General features: G+C 59.9%; 14 protein-coding genes and 1 tRNA gene. 9 read left to right on the plus strand and 6 right to left on the minus strand.

The genetic code is table 11. The annotated features are described in order from the left end of the window. Positions 1-2: 2 nt before the first annotated feature. Positions 3-2,405, minus strand: a complete 2,403-nt coding sequence (locus GGQ64_RS07930) for a calcium-binding protein (RefSeq protein WP_183801770.1) — start codon at positions 2,403-2,405, stop codon at positions 3-5. 359 nt (positions 2,406-2,764) lie between these two features. On the opposite strand from GGQ64_RS07930, the gene GGQ64_RS07935 reads away from it, so the two are divergent. The 5 genes from GGQ64_RS07935 (at position 2,765) to GGQ64_RS07955 (ending at position 8,258) form a co-directional block, all read left to right on the plus strand. Further along, on the plus strand, positions 2,765-3,142 hold the full coding sequence (locus tag GGQ64_RS07935) for a hypothetical protein (protein WP_183801773.1): 378 nt from the start codon (positions 2,765-2,767) through the stop codon (positions 3,140-3,142). 81 nt (positions 3,143-3,223) lie between these two features. Beyond that, positions 3,224-5,308 (plus strand): glycosyltransferase family protein, encoded by a 2,085-nt coding sequence (locus tag GGQ64_RS07940; RefSeq protein ID WP_183801776.1) that lies wholly within the window; start codon positions 3,224-3,226, stop codon positions 5,306-5,308. A gap of 24 nt (positions 5,309-5,332) precedes the next feature. Continuing rightward, positions 5,333-6,400, plus strand: a complete 1,068-nt coding sequence (locus GGQ64_RS07945) for an N-acetylneuraminate synthase family protein (protein ID WP_210300188.1) — start codon at positions 5,333-5,335, stop codon at positions 6,398-6,400. Next, complete coding sequence (locus tag GGQ64_RS07950; RefSeq protein ID WP_183801779.1) at positions 6,397-7,410, plus strand: polysaccharide pyruvyl transferase family protein; 1,014 nt, start codon at positions 6,397-6,399, stop codon at positions 7,408-7,410. Before GGQ64_RS07945 ends, GGQ64_RS07950 begins: the two co-directional genes overlap by 4 nt. A gap of 224 nt (positions 7,411-7,634) precedes the next feature. Continuing rightward, positions 7,635-8,258: a class I SAM-dependent methyltransferase gene (locus GGQ64_RS07955; protein ID WP_183801782.1), complete on the plus strand. Its 624-nt coding sequence runs from the start codon at positions 7,635-7,637 to the stop codon at positions 8,256-8,258. An 11-nt stretch (positions 8,259-8,269) separates the two neighbouring features. On the opposite strand, the gene GGQ64_RS07960 is transcribed toward GGQ64_RS07955, so the two are convergent. From GGQ64_RS07960 to GGQ64_RS07970, 3 genes are read right to left on the minus strand one after another with little or no spacing between them, the layout of a single operon-like run. Beyond that, entirely contained in the window at positions 8,270-9,910 is a 1,641-nt protein-coding gene (locus GGQ64_RS07960; RefSeq protein ID WP_183801786.1) for a cytidylyltransferase domain-containing protein, read from the minus strand. Between the two features lie 2 nt (positions 9,911-9,912). Continuing rightward, positions 9,913-13,188 (minus strand): FkbM family methyltransferase, encoded by a 3,276-nt coding sequence (locus GGQ64_RS07965; RefSeq protein ID WP_183801789.1) that lies wholly within the window; start codon positions 13,186-13,188, stop codon positions 9,913-9,915. Continuing rightward, positions 13,181-13,633, minus strand: a complete 453-nt coding sequence (locus tag GGQ64_RS07970; RefSeq protein WP_183801792.1) for a hypothetical protein — start codon at positions 13,631-13,633, stop codon at positions 13,181-13,183. Before GGQ64_RS07970 ends, GGQ64_RS07965 begins: the two co-directional genes overlap by 8 nt. 826 nt (positions 13,634-14,459) lie before the next feature. On the opposite strand from GGQ64_RS07970, the gene GGQ64_RS07975 reads away from it, so the two are divergent. Both GGQ64_RS07975 and GGQ64_RS07980 read left to right on the plus strand, forming a co-directional pair. Then, positions 14,460-17,537 (plus strand): glycosyltransferase, encoded by a 3,078-nt coding sequence (locus GGQ64_RS07975; protein ID WP_183801795.1) that lies wholly within the window; start codon positions 14,460-14,462, stop codon positions 17,535-17,537. A gap of 146 nt (positions 17,538-17,683) precedes the next feature. Continuing rightward, entirely contained in the window at positions 17,684-18,265 is a 582-nt protein-coding gene (locus tag GGQ64_RS07980; RefSeq protein WP_183801798.1) for a class I SAM-dependent methyltransferase, read from the plus strand. Positions 18,266-18,392: 127 nt separating this feature from the next. On the opposite strand, the gene GGQ64_RS07985 is transcribed toward GGQ64_RS07980, so the two are convergent. Both GGQ64_RS07985 and GGQ64_RS07990 read right to left on the minus strand, forming a co-directional pair. Further along, positions 18,393-18,468 (minus strand) — tRNA-Ala (locus tag GGQ64_RS07985). Between the two features lie 145 nt (positions 18,469-18,613). Next, positions 18,614-19,003 (minus strand): TIGR02300 family protein, encoded by a 390-nt coding sequence (locus tag GGQ64_RS07990; protein ID WP_183801802.1) that lies wholly within the window; start codon positions 19,001-19,003, stop codon positions 18,614-18,616. A 324-nt stretch (positions 19,004-19,327) separates the two neighbouring features. Here GGQ64_RS07990 and aroA point away from each other — a divergent pair, with 324 nt between their 5' ends. Both aroA and cmk read left to right on the plus strand, forming a co-directional pair. After that, complete coding sequence (gene aroA / locus GGQ64_RS07995; RefSeq protein WP_183801805.1) at positions 19,328-20,686, plus strand: 3-phosphoshikimate 1-carboxyvinyltransferase; 1,359 nt, start codon at positions 19,328-19,330, stop codon at positions 20,684-20,686. A 193-nt stretch (positions 20,687-20,879) separates the two neighbouring features. Beyond that, positions 20,880-21,509 carry a (d)CMP kinase gene (gene cmk / locus GGQ64_RS08000; protein ID WP_183801808.1) on the plus strand — a complete coding sequence of 210 codons (630 nt, stop codon included), beginning with the start codon at positions 20,880-20,882 and terminating at the stop codon, positions 21,507-21,509. Positions 21,510-21,607: the final 98 nt, after the last annotated feature.

The raw sequence follows: 21,607 nt of genomic DNA on the forward strand, positions 1-21,607 counted from the left end.
GGTTAGAGAATGAAGTCCGCGTCCTTGAACGTGACCACCTGGTCCACGAAGGTCGAAAAATCCGCCTTCTTGTCCCCGTTGATGTCGCCGGAAATCATCGTGCCGTCGCCGGACTTCTTCGCGCGCAACTGACCGTCCGTCCCGCTGAAGGCCTTGTCGCCGATAAACTTGAAGCTCTGGTTGCCCGACTTGTCCGCGCGCGCATCGATCGCGGAAACGTCGATCTTGTCCTTATGCGACCGCCAGAAGTCGGTGATCGTGTCACGCGCGCTCGAGGTCGAATCTTTGGCCGACGTGAAGACGAAACGATCAGCGCCCGAGTTGCCGGTCAGGATATCCGCTCCCTTGCCGCCGGTGATGCGGTCGTTGCCCGAGCCTCCCTCGAGCCTGTCGTTGCCGCCACCGCCTTGGATGACGTCGTTGCCGCTGCCGCCCAGGATCTTGTCCTTGGAGGAACCGCCCTTGACATGGTCGGCACCCGTGCCGCCGGCGACGTTGAGTTTCGCACCGCTGCCGGCACTCAGATAGGCACCGCTGTTGTCGAGCTTGAGCACTCCCGTGCCGACGATGCGAACGAGGTCCCAGTCCGTGATGTCGGTCGTCTTCAGCTTGGCACCCGTGCCGTCGATCTTGACGGTCAGGTAGTCGCTGTCGCCCTGCGTTGCGACCTTCTTGTTCAGGGTGAGCGTGCCGGAAGACGGTGTCTTGGTCATGTCGACCACCTCGACACCGTCAAGCCGTCCCAGCAGCCGCAGATCGATGCCGCTGCCCTTGATCACCTGCAGCGTATCGGTCCCCGCGCCGCCGACGATGTGAAGCTTGTCGTCTCCGAGATAGCCCGGCGCGACCTTGATCACGTCGTTTCTGTTCGTTCCCGTGGCACCGCGCTCCTCGCCGAGCATAGTTATGGTGACACCGGTGCTCAAGGCCTTGCTGAAGGTGAACTGGCTGCCGCCGAGATCGCCGACCTTCACGCCCTTCAGCACGAGTTCGTCGCCGCCGCCGAGCGCGATCACCGTGTCCGAGCCGACCTGGCGGCGCGCCAGGTCGGACAGGTTCGTGATGCCGGTGCCGGAGAGGTCGATCTTGTCCTTGTCCGACTTCACGAAGTCCCGCACCGTGTCCTTGTCGAACGAACGGGCGAAGACGAAGGTGTCGGCGCCGGCATTGCCCCTGAGTATGTCGTCATCCGTGCCGCCGGAGAGGCGATCGTTGCCCTTGCCGCCGGTCAGCTCGTCAATGTCGCCATTGCCGATGAGAACACTCCCGGTATCGGCGCCGCGAATCTTGTCCTGGGACGAACTCCCCGTGAAGTACTTGAACTTCACGTTGTTGGCTTCGATCGTCGCATTGGGATGGACCCTCGGGCTTCCCGGCGAAACGCCGCCGTGGGCATACTGGCTCGAAAAGCTCAGGACCGCCTGCTCGACATAGACGGTATTGCCGTCGTCCGGGCTGCCGTGGAAGTTGATGTCGCGGTTGGTGTAGAGGACGCCGATCCTGTTGTAGTGCTCCGCACTCCACGAGCCGAACAGCACCGAATGGCGCATGTCCGTGTCGGTCAGGTTGGTGAAGGTGTTGTTGAAGGCGTGCTTGAGATGGAACGCATAGCCGTTGCCTTCGCCCCCCTTGTTGTGAGACCCGGCGGTCGTGAGCCTGTCGCCCGTGATGCCGTATACGGCACTGAAGGAAAAACCGTGCGAGGCGTTGTCCATCAGCGAGATGTTGTGCAGCTTGACGTCGGTGGCGCTCGTGACCTCGACCGTGGAGGCATTGTTGTACTTGTCGTAATACTTGTTGGTGAAACTTAACCCGTCGGCCTTGCCCAGATTGGTCTTGATCGAGAACCCGCCGAGTTCGATGTCCTTGACGACGTTCACAACGCTGATGGTCGTCTTGCCCTTCTCAAAGTTGTACGGCGTCTTGCTGGCCAGGGTCACCGTACCCTTGGCAGCATCGACGGCGACCACTTCGGCCAGCATTTCGCGCAGCGGATCCTTGCTCAGGGACACATGTTGATTGCCCTGGGAGTCAAGCCACTTCCGATCGTTTTCCTGCTGCAGCTGGAGAATGGCCCCCTTGGAGATGCCCGCCACGCTCGACAGTTTGAGCTCGACCGTGCTTCCTTTGACCGTTGTCGTCGTCAGTTCGGCTTTGAGCTCGATCGCCTTGCCGCCCTGTATGTCGAAGGCAGTGGCGTTTTTCGTGCCTTTCGCATCGACGACGATGTTGGTCTTGCCGACACCGGCACCAAGAATTGTGATGTCGCTGCGCGCGATCTGGACTTTGTCCTCGAAGGTGTAGGTCCCCGCCCGGAACTGGATCACCGACCCCGCGGCCGCATCCTTGATAAGGGATTCTATTTTGGCAGCCGACGTGCCGCGCTCGATGTATATTGTCGCCAATTTCGTTACCACCTTCTGTGAATTCGGTTCAGGGACACTGACCGGGGAAGATTAGAAAAAGCACACGTCAGTTGTTTGAAGCAGGTAAACCCGGCGCGCAATCGCGAAGGATCGCCATATTTTTGCCGCTTGCCCCTCTGAGCGACACATGCACGAATGAGCCCAGCATCTGGCGACCCGGCAACTGTGCAGCACGAGCCTCCATCAAGGCCGAATCAATCTCCGAAATTCGTTAAAAAATGGCCCCAGGCAGCCCTGTCGATTTTGACTTGGGTCAGAGCTGTGAGGCACCACAACTATCGGGCGATCATGCCACCCCGATTGTTGCAATGAGTCTTCGCCAAACACAAGAGGCATGCATGACAGGCAAGCAGCACACACAATACGACAACCGCATGCTTGACGCACCGGAAGGCGCCCCGCCGATCGAGAAGACTGCCACCGATATCCATGCACTGGAAGAACAGGTGCGATCGCTGCTGGAACTGAACGCATCTCTTCGCCAGCGCGTGGATGCCTCCGAAAGCGCCATGCGCAACGCGACAGCCGCCATCGACCGCCAAAGGGAGCAGCGCGCCTGTCACGGGCAATCTCGTTGGCTGGCTCTGAGACCGTCGATGCATCAGCTCTTCAACTGGCCACATTTGAGGGCAATCTGCGGCCGAATTTGTTCTTGCTTCCTTGCTCGAGTGCTGCCAGAAGTGCCGAGAGTGCCTTCTCGGGCGTCACCAAATTGATAAACTCATCTTCAGGATGGACGCAGGAACGCGATCTCCTTGACCAGGATATTTTATCAATCTCGATAGATGGGTGTGTGGATGTCTCAAGTCAGTATCGCCGCGACCGACACGCAGTCGGCAGCAGGCCAACCCGCGTCTGCGGCAGAGTTCGTCCACCTGGCCAAGACACTGCGCAAGAACAAACTGCTCGACGACGCCGAAGAAGCGGTGGCTCGAGGGCTTGCACTTCATGAGGAGAGCCCGCAACTTGCGGAGCAGGTCGCCGAAAATCTCATGGCGCGCGAAAACTGGTTGGCCGCAGCGGACTGCTGGCAAGAGTTGCTCTCCTCGGAGAAATTGAAGACAACCCCCAAACGGTTGACGAAGTTGCTGAGATCTCTTCGGCGTGCGAACCGGCTGGACGAGGCTGCAGCTGTCATCGAGAACGGCTACAAGGCGCACAGCCAGAATGGTGGCTTTCTTCAGGAAACAATGCTTGTCGCCACCGCACGGTCCGACTGGAACAGGGCGTCCCGCGCATGGCGGAAGATGGCTGCAATTCCTGACCAGATTCAAAAGGTGTCCCAGTTCATTCAATGGTCAATTGCCGAGCGCAAGCAGGGCAATTTCGATGCGGCGGTGAAGGCTCTTGAAACGGGGCTTCTGGCATTTCCCGGCGCACTATCCTTGCAGAACGAGATCGGCGTGGTTGAGCTCGATCGGCGCATCGAAGCGGGTGAAGTTCGGCGCTACGAAGTCCCCGCTACAATTGCGCCAGAAGGCAGCGGACCTGCGCTCGACGTTGCTGGCATCTGCGAATTCTTCTGGGATATCGAAAGCAGGTATTCCCTGCTTACGTGGCAGGTGAACGGTGTATTCCCTTGGCCCCTGGTTCGAATGCACCTCTATTATCGCGTCACTCAGCTTGTCGGCCTGTTCTCACCACCACATCCTGCCGGGCAGCAGCAGATTCGGGAGGTAGGCTCCGATGGTGATGGGGAAACCCTGAATGCCTGGCTTGCATCTCAGGAGGAGAAGCCCAGGCTCTCGTCTCTGGCACGTCTGAGGGATCGACTCTTTCGCCGCCGCACTTACGCGCTTCTGATGGCGACGAGGAAGGTGGACGGGGTGGAGCCCTATTGTGCAGCGCTGAGGGCTGAACTGGACAAGGAAACCCTGCTGCTGGATCGTCCCTTCAACGGTACGATTACAGATTCGGCGCTTAATCTCAGTGCGGTGCAAGATTTCTTCCGTTCCCGCTATGGGCGGCCAGAACATTCCCTGTTCCCGATCGATGACCGGGTATTGTGTCATCATATCAGGGGCGAGTTCCTGAACAAGCTCGGCGTCGATCCCGGAAACATCGCGCTAGCTTGCCAGAAAGCGATAATTTCGTTCATCCCCATCCGGCATGGCGCACAAATCCTCTTTACTGCGAACCGCACCCATACACTTTTCATGACCTACGCCTATGGAGCGAACAATCAAGCCGTAGTGGCGGGCGCCCGGGACAGTGGGGCAAAAATTGTCGAACTACAGCACGGCTTCATATCGCCGCTTCATCTGGGCTACAGTTGGCCGGGCAGGCCGAAGGTTCCCTATACGCCTGACCAGATCTGGGGTTTTGGCGATTTCTGGCCGCAGACAACGCCCTTGTCGGGGCGTACGCGCTGGCGCACCATCGGCGCGCCCTATGTCCGCGATCTTGCCAAGGCCCATGCGGGGCCGCGCGATCCGAAGCTGGCGGTATTCACCTCGCAAGGCGTGATTGGTCAGAAGCTCTTCGAAATCGCGCTGTCGACAGCCCGAATGCGTCCGGATTACCACATCATCTTCCGTCTTCATCCCAACGAAGCACTGGAGCCCTATCAGGCCGCCCTGGAGGGACAGTTGGTTCCTGGCAATTTCGAGCTGTCGCACCGGACGCCAAACATATTCGCACTCCTGTCTCGAGCGGCGATCCAGATCGGCTCTTTTTCGACGACCCTTTTCGAAGGCATGACACTTGGCGCACGCACGATCGTCATGGACCTTCCCGGCGCCGAGTATATGCGCCCGGCGATAGCAAGGGGCGACGTACTGTTTGTGCGTGACGTGAACGAATTGGTCGAGAAGCTTGATCAGGCGCCGCTTGCCGACAACCCGCAATTCTATTATGCGGAACCCGTAAAGCGACTGTTGTAACATTTGACTTGGAGCGTGAACGTGATGTCAGGCAAGCCCTTCCTCCTGAATGGCAGGGAATTCGGTTATCTGAACCCGTATCTGATTGCGGAAATCGGAGTGAACCACGAAGGCAGCATCGAACGGGCACGTCGGATGATCGAGGCTGTCGCCGCCGCCGGCGGCCACGCGGCCAAATTTCAGACCTACAAGGCCGAACTACTCGCGACCCGTGACACCAGCCCTGCCTATTGGGATCGCTCGAAGGAAGCCACGGCAAGCCAATACGCTCTGTTCCAACGTTGGGACAATTTCGGCGACGATGATTATCGCGCGCTTTCGGACCATTGTGCAGCCTGCGGCATCGACTTCATCTCGACGCCCTTCGATCTTCCGGCTGTCGATCTCCTGGCACCTATTGCGCCGCTGTTGAAGGTGGCGTCGGCCGACCTAACCAACATTCCGCTCCTGCGTAAGATTGGCCGCCAGGGGTTGCCGGTCGTCATGTCGGTCGGCGCGTCGCGCCTGGACGAAATTGCGACGGCGCTGGCGGAACTGCACAGGGCCGGAGCTGCAAACGTCACGCTGCTTCATTGCGTGCTTAACTATCCCACCCCGCCGGTCGAGGCACGACTCGCGCAGATCGTCGAACTGGCCCGGGTCTTCGGCTCGCAGTGTGCGATCGGCTATTCCGACCATGTCACGCCCGATGTCGACGGCTCCATGCCGGCGTTGGACGTGGCGGCGTTGCTCGGGTCTGTCGTCATCGAGAAGCATTTCACCGATGATAGGACTGCGACTGGCAATGACCACTATCATGCCATGGATGGCGATGGCCTCGCAGCTTTCGTCAACAGGCTAGCGCGCCTGCGCGAACTCTACGGCGACAGCCAACTCGACCTTTCCGGGCAGAAAGCGGCGATCGACAATGCCCGCCGGCGGATCGTCACGGTGCGTGGCATCGACGCGGGAACGGTGCTGGGCGAGGACGACCTGATTGCCCTTCGGTCCAATCGCGGTATCGAAATCGCCCATTGGGACAAGGTTGTTGGCCGAACACTGGCACGGACTGTCTCGGAAGGCGAGTCTCTCAACTGGGCGGACTTTCAATGATCGTCACGATATGCGGCGCTTACCAGAACGCCGGAGACCATCTGATCGGGGATCGTGCTCGGGCCCTGCTACGCACATTCGTGGATAGCGATATCGTCACGGTTGACCGGCGTGCAATCACTGAAGCTCATTACGAGCTTTTCAACAAGGCACGTGCCGTCATTCTTTGCGGTGGGCCTGCCTATCAGCGTGAAATCTACCCCAAGGTCTACCCGATCGAGCGCGAGCGGGTGGGCGCACCCATCGTGCCACTCGGCCTTGGCTGGAAATCGGCTACCAGCAAGGCGCCTGAGACCTTCAAGTTCACACCGCAGGCGCTTGATTTCATCAGGAGTATTCATGACCGGGCCGAACTGTCCAGTGCGCGCGATCCGCTGACGGTGGAAGTGCTGGAAAAGAACGGCATCGACAATGCACTGATGACCGGCTGCCCGGTATGGTATGATTTGAATTATCTCGACGTGCCCTACCGTTTCAACGGCGAGCCGAAGACGATCGTCTACAGTATGCCAGCGGTGATGCAGCCGGGGACTTGGGAGTTTCTCCTCTGGCTGACGAAGCGTTTCCCCAAGGCGCGGCGTATCGTCAGTTTCCACCACGGTGTCATCCCGGCCACAGACAAGAAGGGGCGGCAGAAGGCCGCTCAGTTCCTACGCTTCTCTGCCGCCGCGATGTTGCGTGGATGGAGGATCAGCAGCCTTGCAAGTAGCTTGCCGAAGCTTGAAGCCCTTTACGGCGCAGCGGATTTACATGTTGGCTATCGCGTCCATGCCCATCTGTTCTGCCTGTCACGCAGAATTTCGTCGATTCTCATCAATGAGGACAGCCGCGGCGTTGGTCAGGCGAAGGCGCTCGGTGCGCGCAATCTCGTTGTCGGTGGGGGCGATATCGAGCCATTCCAAACCGAAATCGAAGAGCACTTCAAGACACGGGGCGAGGGGATCGAGCGTAGTGTGGGAACGATGCGCGACACGTTTCCGACTATGCAGCGGTTCCTGAAAACGCTGTAGGCTGAAGGCACTCGTCCTTGCCTCCCGAGGTCCAAGACAGGTCCAGTATGAGGCTTTCGATCCCGATGAACGGATGGTACAATTCGCGCCCGAGTATCACATGAGGGCGTTCGTCCATTCCGGCGGGCAATCGACTGCATCAAAATACGGATTTCATTGATCTTATAACAATACGAATTTTACAGTTCCTTTTCGAAGGCTGCAATGTGACGGATTTATGCTCTATGGGAAGCCAGTCAAAAACGCACCTCACACTCGATAAGGCTCACGCCTATTGGCGCAAGCCGCCCGAGAGCAATAACTGGCCTTCCGAGTACATCGATACGGCGAACAAGCCGCAGCTTGTGCAGCGCAGCGAAGCGCTCGTCAACCTAATGCGGCGACACGCTTTCCGCGACTCCGCAATTCTTGAAATTGGCTGCAATGCCGGGAGAAATCTGAAGTATCTATTTGAAGCTGGGTATAGCAACCTCTCGGCGGTGGAAATCAGCCAGAATGCCATCGACGAAATGCAGGCGCAATTGCCGGATCTTTACGCGGCGGTAAACATTCAGGTCGCGCCCATCGAGGAAGTCGTCGACACATTGCCTACATTCGATGTCATCTTCACGATGGCGACGATGGTCCACTTGCCGAGAGAAAGCGAATGGGTTTTCCCCAAGATAGCTGGGCGCGTCAAATCGCGATTGATTACAGTCGAATTTGAGCACCCTATCGATTCGGATAGACATTTTCCGAGGAACTATGAGCGCATATTTGAGGCAAATGGTCTACGGCTCGTGGATATGATGCACCCATTCCCAGGCCTGCCAAGCTCATATTATTGCTGGGTATTTTCTCCGGTCTGAAACAATGCAGCTCAATCATCCCATCCGATACGCTGCATGATGCGGCGTATGACGGCGGCGTTTGAACGACCTGCGGTTTCGTGCAATGCCCGCGTATGCAGCACCTTGCGCAAGTCACTAGAATGGCCGAGGCGACCGATGTGCGCCGCCAGCGTGTCGATCCCGACAAGTTCTCCCAGCCCCAGATTAACGACGCCATAGCGCGCCGAAGCGTGTGTGTGGGTCAGTTCCTTCTCATTCTGGCACAGGCACAGAACCGGTACCCCAAGGCTGACGAGTTCGGTGATCGTTCGCCCACCGCTGGAGATGGCAAGGTCAGCCTTTTTCATCAGCGCCGGCATATATCTCACATTCGAGTGCTGCGTGCCTTGCAGACCGTAGTCATCAAGGTTGATATCTCGTTTCACGCCAGGCCCGACGACGACGTCGACGGAGCCGGAGAACCGTACGCGAGCCAAGGCGTCAAGCGCGCGCTCAGTCAGATGCGCCGGATCGGTCCCGCCGAAGACGACCAGAATGTGGCCGACCTCCGGGCGGAACGGCATTGGCTGGAGTGCAGTTTCGAAATTCGGCGCCAGGATCGCATTGTATATGCCGGTAAGCTGCCGTTCGTCGGGTACATTCAGATTCTGATATAGGTCGGAAACCAGCAGGTCAGTCTCAAGCGCGCCGGGGCCCTGATCCTCGAAGGTGACGATCTTGCCCCCCCACTGCCGCAGAGCGTGAACATAGTCGCTTGCTGTATCGAGTTGATCGAGAATGGTCAGGTCTGGACGCAGGCGCTCCACCAGTGAAAGGAAGCCCGCGTTGCCGTCTACTTCGACAAGCTCGAACGGGTATTGACTGAGGAGCGAAGCGCCGAGCGGCTGGTTGGAATCCGTCGCCAGGACAACCTTGTGCCGCGCCAGTTCCTGAGCCATGGCGAGCGCCCGATAAACATGACCCATGCCCAGCGTTTTGCTCGCATCGGCACGGATGACGATACGGCGGCGCGACGCCAGATGCTCCGCAACGGCCCAATCAGTGAAATCGTCTATGTCGAGCGACTCTTCCTTGCCGACTGGGATTAGGCTGATCGGCTGTATGATCCGCGTTCCTCTCGCCTTAAGGTCGCGGATACGGCAGCCGATGATCGCGCCGCTTTCGCGAAACTGGGGCGGCAGCTTCTGGCGGTTGACCCGTTCCTGATAATCAGGCTCGGGCCGGCCATCGTCGTCCAGCTTCCAGCCGAGATGACGATCGTCCACCACGGTGATAACGCTCGCCGCGCCGTCGCCAAAGGCGGCGACAGCTTCATCGAGTCGCTCTGCGCGCATAAAGGGACAGGTCGGCTGCAGGGTCAGAAAGATGTCGGCTGATTCAGCGCCCTGTCCCGCTAGTTCGCCAGCCACCTTGAGCGCCACCTGATCTAGCGTCGCCAACCCGGTTGTCTGGGGCTCGCGTACGACATGCACTCCCTCCGCTCGCGAGACGGTCTCGATTTCATCATCGTCGGTGATGACGACAATACGATCGGCAGCAATCCGCTTCAACGCGATGCGGATCGTGTGGGCTATCAGCGGAATCCCTGCGAGCAGGCGCACATTCTTGCGTGGTACTCCGCGCGAGCCACCGCGCGCAGGGATCATAACCCAAACCTTGTCCTCGGCCATTTCTACTCTACTCTCTCGGAAGAATCGGTATCGGATTCAGATGAAGCCTGCGGCAGAGGTACTTCGTCGGGCATACCGTAGTCGATCTCTGACGCCGCAATCCTGCGGCCTACGGCCCCGAACGCTTCCCTCCGATTCTCGTCGGCCTGCGTATCGATGTCTTCCTTGTCGTCGGCGAGCACGAGAAGTTCCTTGAACTCGATCCGTGGCGTCAGATCAATCATATGACGGGTGACGGACGGTGAGCCGACGACCAAAAGCCTGGTGCGAACTTCTTCGCCCGGCGCAATGATCCGCACCCTTCCGTCGAACGCCAACTGGCGGATCTGCGCCGCAAGTGGCTTCGTCGGGTCCGCTTCATACTGTTTCCAGTGAAAGAGGGCCATCGAGCGACCGGCAGCTTCGGCGCGGCTGACATGGTCCCGCGCACGCTCCCTGACCTCGTCGCTCCGATTGAAATCATCGATGAGGACCACGTCGCATTCGATGGGAATGTCACGGTCAGGCAGGATGGCGCCCGGTGCAGGAAAGGGCCTGGTCCGCGCTTTCGTATCGAGCCCGAGCGCGTCGGGGCTGGCCTGCGCATGCCAATGGTCACTTGCTTCCCGGTATTCCCGGCGCAATCCGTGATAGATCGTGCGCCCGTGTGTCGCGCTTGCCTTGGTGAGGGAAGATGGCGTGTCGAGCCCCAAGGCCAATGGTGCTGCGTCGAAGGCCGAAACGATACTGTGCCCCGGCGAGGACAACTGGATGCGACGGACGAATTCGGCGTCAGCCGAAATGCGCGTACCGTCCCAGCCGGAGACCTTCTCCAGCAGTTCGCGACGGAAAAAGACGGAAGACGGATTCCAGTCGAGAATCTTGTCCTTGCGTCTGAATTTTCCACCGAAGAATAGATTGTCGAAAGCGCGTGCCCATTTGGTGTGGTTAGCAATGACACGCTCATTGTCGAGGAGATGACGGGCCTGAATCTCGATCTTCTGTGGGTGCGACCAATCCCCCGTATCATGGACGGTGACAAAGTCTCCCACTGCAAGCTCCAGCGCCTTGTTGCGGGCGACGTAGGAACCCTGGTTCTTGTCCAGCCGAGCGACTCGAAAGCGTGGATCGACTTCGGCGTAGGCTTCTGCGACCGAAAGCGTTTCGTCGGTACTACAATCATCCACCACCAACACCTCGATATTCCGCCAGCTCTGTCGGCGGATACTGTCGAGTGTGAAGGTCAGCGACGCAGCTGCGTTGAAGGCAGGCACGATTATGCTGACCTTGGCATCATGATCCACCGTCTCCGGCTCCGGTGTGGTCAGGTTGGCAATTGTCAGCGCACCACCAGCATCCGCCTTGGCCAGCGGAAGCAGGTTGGCCTGCTTGTAGACACGGTTGATCCAGGAAAGACGCGTGTCGTCGGCATCGCTGCTCTCGTCGGAGCCGATATAGGTGCTGGCCATTGCAAATAGCACATTCGGATCGTCGGGATAGGTCTCCAGCAATGGCGCAAGCAACTGGCGGGCACTCGCACCGTCGCCCATGCGCACCAGACAATGGGCCTCTACCAGAACATGCTCTTTTCTTGCTTTGTCGTTCAGGATCGAGCGGGCGAGCGCAGCATTCTCGCGTCCACGCGGGAAATCGTTCTCCGCCGTATACCAGCATGCCAACGCCTTTGCCGCGTCGGCAATTTCGGCAGTGTTTGTGGATGACGATCGCTTCACGGCCTCGAGATCGGCGAGAGCGTAACGGGAAAAGCCACCCCACAGTCTATCGTCGAGTTGCCTTGCATGGCTCGACCGAGAGCCTTTCTTGCCAGTGGAGACCGGCTTCTTCTGCTTGGCCGCAGTTGATTTCTCCTTCTTTGGAGTATTCAAAAAGGGCGCCTCAGCCACGGTCGACGCGGCTTCCCCGACCACGGCTGGTACAGACTTCTTCGATTTCGGCTCTGTCCCTACCGATTTCGCGGCAATAGCCTTGGACTTTTTCGGACCTTTCGGACGCAGCCGTCGTAGCCCACCTGAGATAACGCGCACCGGTGCGGCGAGTCGCCATGACACGCTGGTGTAAATCGAGTCGATCTTCGCCTTCAGCGACTGAACTTCCGCGGATTTGCGTTCCAGTTGTTTATTCAGCTCAGTTATGCGGTCTTCCTTGCGCGCCAGACTCTCTTGAAGTCGTGCTACCTCATTCCTGGCCCGCACTTTGGTTTTTCTTGCCGTCTCCGCGAGAGCTTCGATAGCTTGCCTGTCTTCGTCAGCTTGTTTCTTGAGGCCCTCTATAGTGTCTTTGCCATAGGCAAGCTTGACTTGCAGCGTGGAAGCCTTGCTTTTCCATAACGTTTCTGCACGGGCGAGCAGCCTATTCAGCTTTATGTTCCCGCTTTCCAGTTGCGCCGTCCGCTTGGCCTCGGCAGAAAGTGCGGCCCTTTGGCTCTTGACCTGCTCGTGCAAAACGGCCGCCTTCTGCTTCGACGCGGCGACACCTTGTTCGAACTGCTTCTTCAGCTTTTTGTTCCAGCTCTCCAACTGAGTCGCCCGCTTCGATTCGGCAGCGAGATCCGAACGCGCACCCTCCAATGCCCTCTGCGCCTCGAAAAGCTCACGCGTTAGCCGGTATGGATGAATTTCAGCGAAGCGGGGACTGAGGTAGGCAATGCTCATCCGCCGCAGAAGTGGTGAATCTTCTATCCAGTCGTGGGTTTGCTCATAGATGCGGAAAATGCGGTAATCGTGCCCCAACATGATGTCGTTGATGTCACGATAGAAGCATCGCTGGGTTCCCTGCGGATCGGCGCCTGCCTCGATATAGAGAACGTCGACCCGTCCCTCGGCAAGCAATGCGCGCGCTCCTGCGAGGGCATTCCTCTCAAGTCCCTCTACATCAACCTTCAGGATCGATATTTCTCCATTGACGAAACGGTCGGAAATCTCGTCAAGCGTAAGGCATTCGACCTCGAATGTGTTGTCGCTCTTCGCTTCGGGGCCAGGACTATCGGAGGTGCCGATGACGCGCGTCATCTTCATCGTAGTAGTCGTTTGTCTCTCGCCAATCGCCGTGTTGTAGAGGTTGAGCGACCCGATGCCGGACATTTCCTGCATGGTCTGCTTCAATCGCTCAAAGCTCTGCGGATTGGGTTCGATCAGGTGCGCCTCGCCAATGGAGAGGCTAGACGTGAGAAATTTCGTAGATACAGCGCCATCGAAGGCACCGACATCGACATACGTGACGTTGCGACGATAGAAGAAGGGCTCAATGTCCCTGATGAACTGTTCGACGGTGTCAGCCAAGTGTGATGCTTCTTTGAATTGTGGCTTGACCGTTTCGGTCGAAGGCAATCGAATGCATGCCAGATGCCGATTTGAGAGAAGACCGAGAAGGTTTCGCTGATTCCAACGCTGCCTTCTCCGAAGGTTGCCATGCCAGTGTTGTTTGCGCTGATGGTGGTTCAATAAAAATCTGTTGTCCGTCTGTCAAGTCGCACGCAAGCTTGGTCGATCGGCCGTTGGCGGACATCGGAGTTCCGATCGAAGCGCCGCCGATAGTGCCGCTCAGTTCGAATAGGCAGGAGGCGGGCCACACCGGCAGCGAAGCAGCGTTCCGGCGATAGAGAAGCGCATCCACGCGTGCTCGGAATGAGCCGGATTGCTGCTTGCCTCCGTTTCCGCCGAACTCACGCCAGTGATATATTTTTGCGCTGATCTGCGGTCGCGCAGCATTGCGAACACGCATCATATGACCATTCCCGCATAAGACGATTGAACTAACCCATCTAAATATTTGGCTATTTCGCTTATTCTGCAAGTGAAACCTTGGCGAAACTATGATTGACTGGTGTTGCTCGAAGGAATTCGGGGGAGGGACATGGTGGGAAGTGGCGAAAACAGTCCCTCTTGAGCCCCGGGCCTGTCCATTGGCCCCAGGGCGGCTGAGCTTGGTGAAACGATGCTCGATACCGTGTATAAAGCAGTCTCGATCAAACATGTATATCCTGTAGTGGGCAGTCATACCTAAGTGATGCCGGCTAGTGCCAGCTACCCAACGATGCTTAAGTGCATCACGGAGGGATAGCAGTGGGCGTCCACCGCCGACGCCGCGAGCAGAGACTACCACGAGGAACTTCATGCGGGGCTTGCAGGGGTCGCCGGTTCCCGAAACGCAACGATGACATCATTTCCGAACACGAAAGTTCGCTAAGGCGTGGACGCTTTCAATCATCGCGCCTGGTGCCCGTGCGACCCACACAGTTGTTTGAAGCAGAAAGGTTCGGCACGCGATCGCGAAGGATCGCCATATTTTTGCCGCTTGCCCCTCCGAGTGAGACATGCACGAACGCACGCAGCATCTGACGACCGGATCTCTGTGCTGCACGGCTCGTCTTCAAGGCCGAATCAATCGCCGAAATTCGTTAAAAAATGGCTCCCGGCGGCCCCGTCGATTTTGACTTAGGTCAGGGCCTCCACTATGCATGTGGCGCTATTCCGGCGAGGCACCACAACTATCGGGCGATCATGCCGTCCCGATTGTTGCAGTGAGTCTTCGCCAAACACAAGAGGCATGCATGACAGGCAAGCAGCAGACACAATACGACAACCGCATGCTTGACGCTCCGGAAGGAGTCCTGCCGATCGAGAAGATTGTCACCGATATCCATGCACTGGAAGAACAGGTGCGATCGCTGCTGGAACTGAACGCATCTCTTCGCCAGCGTGTGGATGCCTCCGAACGTGCCATGCGCAATGCGGCAGCTGCCATCGACCGCCAGCGAGAACAACTCGCCTATCGGCTCGGGACCGAAATTATCGCGGCGACGCGCTCGATCTCCCGACTGGTCGGCCTGCCCATCTCGCTGCGTCGCGCCTACAGGGAATACACGATTGACCTGACCAGAAGGCAGCAGGATCCAGGCAGCCATGCGTCGCATCCTGCAACACCGGATGACGCAAAGGTGCAGACCGGTCCGGCGGAGAGCCTGGAACAGCAGATCGAAACGCTGAAGAAGGACAACGGGTTGCTTCTGGAGCGCGCCGACCAGGCGGAGCGCGCGAAGAGGCGCTCCAACGACGCCATCAGGCAGATCCAGCGGCAACTCGCCTATCGCATCGGAGCCGATATCGTCGCCGCCCGCTCCCTGCCCGCGATGCTCAAGCTGCCGCTCACCCTGCGGCGCACCTATGCCGACTTCAAGGCGGGCGGTAACGGATCCAAGCGGGCCGCCGAGTTCCACCGGGATATCGGCGATTTAGAAGCCAAGATGTGGGGCGGCTATGCGAAATATGCCCATGCCGAACTCGTGCAATGCCTGGAGGACAGCAGACTCAGATCCAAGGACCGGTCGGCCGCCGCGCATGCGCTGGCGCGCTGGAGTTTCGTCGACGGGGATTTTGGCCAGGCGGCGGACCTGATGGAACGCAGCACCAAGCTGCATCGCGACAACATTCGCGAGAAGTGCCTCTGCCAGTTGATGTGCCTGGCGCAGGCCGGCCGCGTGGTCGAGGCCGAAACCGTGCTGGGGCAGATCCAGTCCAAGGTCAACGAGTTCATCGACTATTCCGTGATACGGGCCGACATAGCGCGCCGCAGGGCGCTTCTGGACGGCCGCTCGGTCCTGGACAGCGACCGCATCTATCTGGATGGGCTGAACCTCGCCATGGCGCCATCCGGCATGTCCCCCCTCAAACCGGCCGATCCCTCCAAGCCGCTCAGCATCTGGAACCTCGTCTCCCATGCGCCTGAAAGCAGGGCTGCCCAGAGGTCGAAGGTTTCCATCATCGTGCCTGCCTTCAATGCGGAAAAGACGCTGACGATGGCGTTGGAAAGCCTCGTGGCGCAAACGTGGCGGAACATCGAGATCATCGTGGTCGATGACTGCAGCACCGACGGCACCTGCGCGCTGGTGGAGAACTTTGCTGCAGCCGATCCGCGCGTCCGCCTCGTGCGGCGCACCGTCAACGGTGGCGCCTATCCGGCACGAAATGACGGCGTGGAGGTTGCGACCGGTGACTTCATCACGGTGTGCGACAGCGACGACTGGTCGCATCCGGAGAAGATCGAGCGCCAGGTCAACGAACTGGCAGCAAATCCGCAATGCGTTGCCGTCCTGTCGCATTGGCTGCGCGTGGACGACGATCTCGGCGTGGTCGGCTCCTGGATTCCGAAGAAGAGCCTGCTGGACATGAACTTTTCGTCGCTTCTGGTGCGGCGCGACGTCTTCGACCGCCTTCGCGGCTGGGACGAGGTGAAGGTCACCGGCGACGCCGAGTTCAGGTCGCGCATTCTGTCCGTCTATGGCGAAGAGTCGATCTGCAAGGTGAAGCACAACAACATCCTGTCGCTTTCGCTGGCCCGCGAGGATTCCCTGACCCGTTCCAAGGCGACCCATATGCGCTCGCTCTTTTACGGCGTTCGCGGCCAGTATCGGGACTCCTACCGGAACTGGCACCTGACCTTGCAGCAGGGCGGCGATCCGCACCTTCCCCGCACCAACGGGCGCTACCCAGTCCCGCTCGGTAATCGCCGCGCTGTGGACGGCGACCGGACGTTCGATCTCGTCGTGATCTGCGACTTCGTGCTGAAGGGCGGCGCTTTCGTCTCGACGATGAACTATATTGCGGCCGCCGCCCGGGCCGGGCTGAAGATCGCCGCGGTTCACTGGCGCAAGTATGAACTCAATGTCGAGTCTCCGCTCAATCCCGCATTCTACGACGCCTGCCTGAAATATGGCATCTCGATCCTGACGCCCGGGGACGAGGTCAGAACGACCAACATGCTGATCGGCTATCCTGCGGTCCTGCAGAACATCCCCGACCGCTTCCCGAAGATCGAGGCCGACAACGTGATCGTCCTGATCAACCAGTTCGCCACGCGGCTGGTCGACGGCTCGGATCGCCAGTATGAACCGGAAGTCATCCGGCAGCACCTGGTCGAGCTGTTCGGAACATCCGGCACCTGGATACCGATATCCCACTGGGTGAAACGGCTGATGCAGGAAGATCCAAGCTACCCGGAGCCCTATGGCGAACCGTGGCACCCAATGGTCGACACCGATACTTGGTGCGCCGCACCGATCGTGTGGCGCGGCGGCGGCGATCGTCGCCCGGTCCTCGGTCGGCACGGCAGGGACGCCTATACGAAATGGCCCAGCACGCTCGAAGCGCTGAAAGCCGCTTACTGCGTCGACATGGATGCCGACCTGAAATTTCAGGGCGGGGCGAAGCATGCAAGGAGCATGCTTGGCTTTTCGCCGCAGAACTGGGAAGTCATGCACTTCGATGCGATCCCCGTGAACGCCTTCCTGGAGAGCCTCGACTTCTTCATCCATTTTCCGCACGAGCTCTACATCGAGGAATTCGGGCGCGCGCCGATGGAGGGAATGGCTGTCGGAAAAGTAACAATCCTGCCGCCGCAGTTCCGTGAGACCTTCGGAGACGCGGCCGTGTATTGCGAACCCGACCAGGTTAGAGAGACCGTCCAGCGCTTCTGGAACGATGAGGCCGCCTACCGGGCCCAGGCCCAGAAGGGACGCGAATTCGTGCTGCGGCACTGCGACCAGAAGGGCTTCCTCGAGCGGTTGAACGCGGTGGAAACCTCCAACCGAGGCGGACGCACTGCCGGCGCTGGGGTCCAGACTGGAAATTGACGGCCGCCTGCTGCGGCCCGTCGAATTTGTAGGCCGTATGACACGGCCTTCGCCATCCAGCGGAAATCGTCGTGCGTCCCGCTCCGGCTTGAAGCGGACGCCACGTTAGAAAAAGTCCTCAGCCAGGGGACACGGGGAGACATGGAATGAGCTATGCGGACGGCAGATACTGGGCGGGGCGCAGCGATCTGTTGTACTACCAGTATTTCAGGATGATCATTCGCTGCGTGGGTAAGGACGCCGGCAGTATGATCGATATCGGGTCGGGAAACGCCCCCTATCTCGAATGGTTCGACTGGATCGCAAAGCGGGTATCGGTCGACATTCGCACGCCTTACCGGTCCGCCACCGTCGACGGCATCAAGGGCGACATTCACAAGCTCGCGTTTCCCGAAAAGTTCGATATCTGCACCTGCATGCAGGTCATGGAGCATGTGCCCGAGGCCGGGCCATTCGCACAGCGCCTGCTCGAACTCGGCAAGCTCGTGGTCGTATCGGTGCCGTACAAATGGCCTGCCGGAAAGACGAACGGCCACATCCACGACCCGGTCGATCTCGAGAAGCTGACCACTTGGTTCGGCCGCAAGCCGAACTATAGCCAGATCGTCAAGGAACCCTTCGCCGGTTCGAAGGGCCGCAGGCTGTTTGCCATATACGATCCGGCCGATCCCGAGAAGAAGTTCGGCTCGTCCTACTTCTCGCAGCGGCGCCCGCTCCCGAACGCATGAGTTCCAGGCACAGAAAGCGTCTCCGGACCGTGAGGTCCGGCGGCGCCTGGGCGGGCAGAGACGTGCGTCTCGACTGAGGAGAGCGGCGTGCTTGTACCTTGGGCTTACCTGATCATTATGGGAGATTTGGTGGAGCTAAGCGGGATCGAACCGCTGACCTCTTGCATGCCATGCAAGCGCTCTCCCAGCTGAGCTATAGCCCCATCAAGGGTCCGGCGTAGCCGGTTCCGGGATACCGAACCGGGGTTTCCCCGGCAGGTGCGGCTTCATACTTCCGGTTTCGGGAGATGGCAAGCCGAAAAATCCGTTCCGGCCGAACTTTTTGAATTCGGCCGGAAAATCATCGATTTAGACTTCCTCGTCGTCGCCGGTGACGCCGATGATGCCGGTCATGTCGTCGTTGTCGTCGTCCTCGTCCTGCTCGAGGAAGGTATCGTCGTCGTCATCGCCGATCTCGACTTCGTCGTCGCCCAGATCCGGCAGGTCGTCGCCGCCCGATGCTTCTTCGTCGGCATCCTCCAGCGAAACCAGCTCGACTTCCGTGCTCTCGGTATCGACCTCGTTGACCTCTTCTTCCTCGTCCTTCTCCATGACGGCCGCAGCCGAGGTTTCCTCGAAGAAGGAGAGCGGATAGGACTTGCCCGTATAGGGCGATACGATCGGGTCGCGGTTCAGATCGTAGAACTTACGGCCCGTCTCCGGGTCAATGCGCTTGGTTCCAAGTTCCGGTTTTGCCACAGTCAAAGCCTCTTGAATGGCCGAATATTTCCGGCGAAGCCGGATAACCGGCGGATGGTCGGGAATAAGAATTAGCCGGTCCCCTTAATCATCTTGCCCGTCGCTGTCAAAGCCTAACTTTGCCGCGTTTTGCGTCCGTTGCGGCCGCAGCGCCGGGCTGGGGGTTTTTCGCCGGCGGGTGGATGACGCTCGACACGCTTTGTGATAGCACGCCGCAGAACTTCCGGCGAAGGGACGGCGCCCAGAACGCAAGCGTTTGCGGACTGGCCGGCGTCCGGCCGCCAGCCCGCTCTCTATGCACGCTCTTATGAAGGAATCCGCTCGATGTCGCATGGCGCCCAGGCAAAGCCCGCAACCGCACGCAAGTCGCAAGCCCTGTCCGGCACCGTCCGCATCCCCGGCGACAAATCGATCTCCCACCGCTCCTTCATGTTCGGCGGGCTTGCAAGCGGGCAGACGCGGATCACCGGGCTTTTGGAAGGCGAGGACGTGATCAACACCGGCAAGGCCATGCAGGCCATGGGCGCGAAGATCCGCAAGGAGGGCGACACCTGGATCATCGACGGGGTCGGCAACGGCGCGCTGCTGGCGCCGCAGGCCGCGCTCGACTTCGGCAATGCCGGCACCGGCTGCCGGCTGACGATGGGCCTCGTCGGCGTCTACGATTTTGACAGCACCTTCGTTGGCGATGCCTCACTGACCAAGCGGCCGATGGGCCGCGTGCTCAATCCGCTGCGCGAAATGGGCGTTCAGGTGACGGCCGCCGATGGCGACCGCCTGCCAGTGACGCTGCGCGGGCCGACGACGCCCACGCCGATCACCTACCGCGTGCCGATGGCGTCCGCCCAGGTCAAGTCGGCCGTGCTGCTCGCCGGGCTGAACACGCCGGGCATCACCACCGTGATCGAGCCGATCATGACGCGCGACCATACCGAAAAGATGCTGCAGGGATTCGGGGCGAACCTCACGGTCGAAACGGATGCCGACGGCGTGCGCACGATCCGGCTCGAAGGACAGGGCAAGCTCACCGGCCAGGTGATCGACGTTCCGGGCGACCCCTCCTCCACTGCCTTCCCGCTGGTCGCAGCGCTGCTGGTGCCGGGCTCCGACGTCACCATCCTCAACGTGCTGATGAACCCGACGCGGACGGGCCTGATCCTGACGCTGCAGGAAATGGGCGCCAACATCGAGGTGTTGAACGCGCGGCTTGCCGGTGGCGAGGACGTGGCCGACCTGCGCGTGCGCCATTCGGAACTGAAGGGCGTCACCGTGCCGGAAGAGCGCGCGCCGTCGATGATCGACGAATATCCGGTCCTCGCGGTCGCTGCTTCCTTTGCCGAGGGCACGACCGTCATGAACGGGCTGGAAGAGTTGCGGGTGAAGGAGAGTGACCGGCTTTCGGCCGTCGCCGACGGGCTGAAGCTGAACGGCGTCGACTGCGACGAGGGCGAGGCATCGCTCGTCGTGCGCGGTCGCCCGGACGGCAAGGGGCTCGGCAACGCCTCGGGCGCCGGTGTGGCCACCCATCTCGACCACCGCATCGCCATGAGCTTCCTCGTCATGGGCCTCGTCTCCGAGCATCCGGTGACGGTGGACGACGCGACGATGATCGCGACCAGCTTCCCCGAGTTCATGGGACTGATGGCGGGGCTGGGAGCGACGATCGAAGGCGGAAACGACTAAACGCGTGAACGCCAGGCCCGCTCAAGAGGGTCTCTGGACACCGCTCCGGGAGTGCGAGCTTTGGCGCGGCGCCGAATCTGCCTCACGGAAAGTTAAGGACATTTACGGCAATCAAAGACCGGCCGCCCCTTGGCATCACACACCATTTTCCGCTAACACGCTCCGTGACGCGGATGTGACGCAAGGATGCGAAATGACGACGATTGCCATCGACGGTCCAGCGGCTGCCGGCAAGGGCACGTTGTCGCGCCAGATTGCCGAGGCGTACGGGTACCATCATCTCGACACCGGCCTGACCTACCGCGCAACGGCCAAGGCGCTTTTGGATCGCGGCCTGCCGCTTGACGACGAGGCAGTCGCCGCCGATGTCGCGCGGAACCTGGACCTTACCGGCCTCGATCGCACGGTTCTGTCGGCGCACGGGATCGGCGAGGCCGCCTCGAAGATCGCCGTCATGCCGGGCGTTCGCCGCGCGCTGGTCGAGGCACAGCGGGAATTCGCCGCGCGCGAGCCGGGAACGGTCCTCGACGGCCGCGACATCGGCACGGTCGTCTGCCCGGATGCCACCGTAAAGCTCTACGTGACGGCGTCGGCGGATGTGCGCGCGCGCCGGCGCTACGACGAGATCATCGCCCATGGGGGGACTGCCGACTATGACGCGGTCTTCGAAGATGTACGCCGCCGCGACGCGCGCGACATGGGCCGCGCCGACAGCCCCTTGAGGCCCGCGGAAAACGCGCACTTGCTAGATACCTCTGAAATGAGTATAGAGGCGGCGTTTTCGGCGGCAAAATCCATCATCGACGCCGCCCTTACGCACTAGAGCGACAGCCGTCCCCGCGCCGGTTTTGCTTCCGATACAGGAAGCGGATGTGCATCGCTCATTGTCAACGCTAACCCCCGGCGCCCGTGCCTTTGTCG

Origin of the sequence: Mycoplana azooxidifex, from assembly GCF_014196765.1 — a bacterium.
GTDB lineage: Bacteria > Pseudomonadota > Alphaproteobacteria > Rhizobiales > Rhizobiaceae > Mycoplana > Mycoplana azooxidifex.

Coding starts and splice junctions, on each gene's coding strand:
- GGQ64_RS07945 (WP_210300188.1), top strand. CDS start 5,333: ATGTCAGGCAAGCCCTTCCTCCTGAATGGCAGGGAATTCGGTTATCTG.
- aroA (WP_183801805.1), top strand. CDS start 19,328: ATGTCGCATGGCGCCCAGGCAAAGCCCGCAACCGCACGCAAGTCGCAA.
- cmk (WP_183801808.1), top strand. CDS start 20,880: ATGACGACGATTGCCATCGACGGTCCAGCGGCTGCCGGCAAGGGCACG.
- GGQ64_RS07935 (WP_183801773.1), top strand. CDS start 2,765: ATGACAGGCAAGCAGCACACACAATACGACAACCGCATGCTTGACGCA.
- GGQ64_RS07980 (WP_183801798.1), top strand. CDS start 17,684: ATGAGCTATGCGGACGGCAGATACTGGGCGGGGCGCAGCGATCTGTTG.
- GGQ64_RS07955 (WP_183801782.1), top strand. CDS start 7,635: ATGGGAAGCCAGTCAAAAACGCACCTCACACTCGATAAGGCTCACGCC.
- GGQ64_RS07950 (WP_183801779.1), top strand. CDS start 6,397: ATGATCGTCACGATATGCGGCGCTTACCAGAACGCCGGAGACCATCTG.
- GGQ64_RS07940 (WP_183801776.1), top strand. CDS start 3,224: ATGTCTCAAGTCAGTATCGCCGCGACCGACACGCAGTCGGCAGCAGGC.
- GGQ64_RS07960 (WP_183801786.1), bottom strand. CDS start 9,910: ATGGCCGAGGACAAGGTTTGGGTTATGATCCCTGCGCGCGGTGGCTCG.
- GGQ64_RS07970 (WP_183801792.1), bottom strand. CDS start 13,633: ATGATGCGTGTTCGCAATGCTGCGCGACCGCAGATCAGCGCAAAAATA.
- GGQ64_RS07975 (WP_183801795.1), top strand. CDS start 14,460: ATGACAGGCAAGCAGCAGACACAATACGACAACCGCATGCTTGACGCT.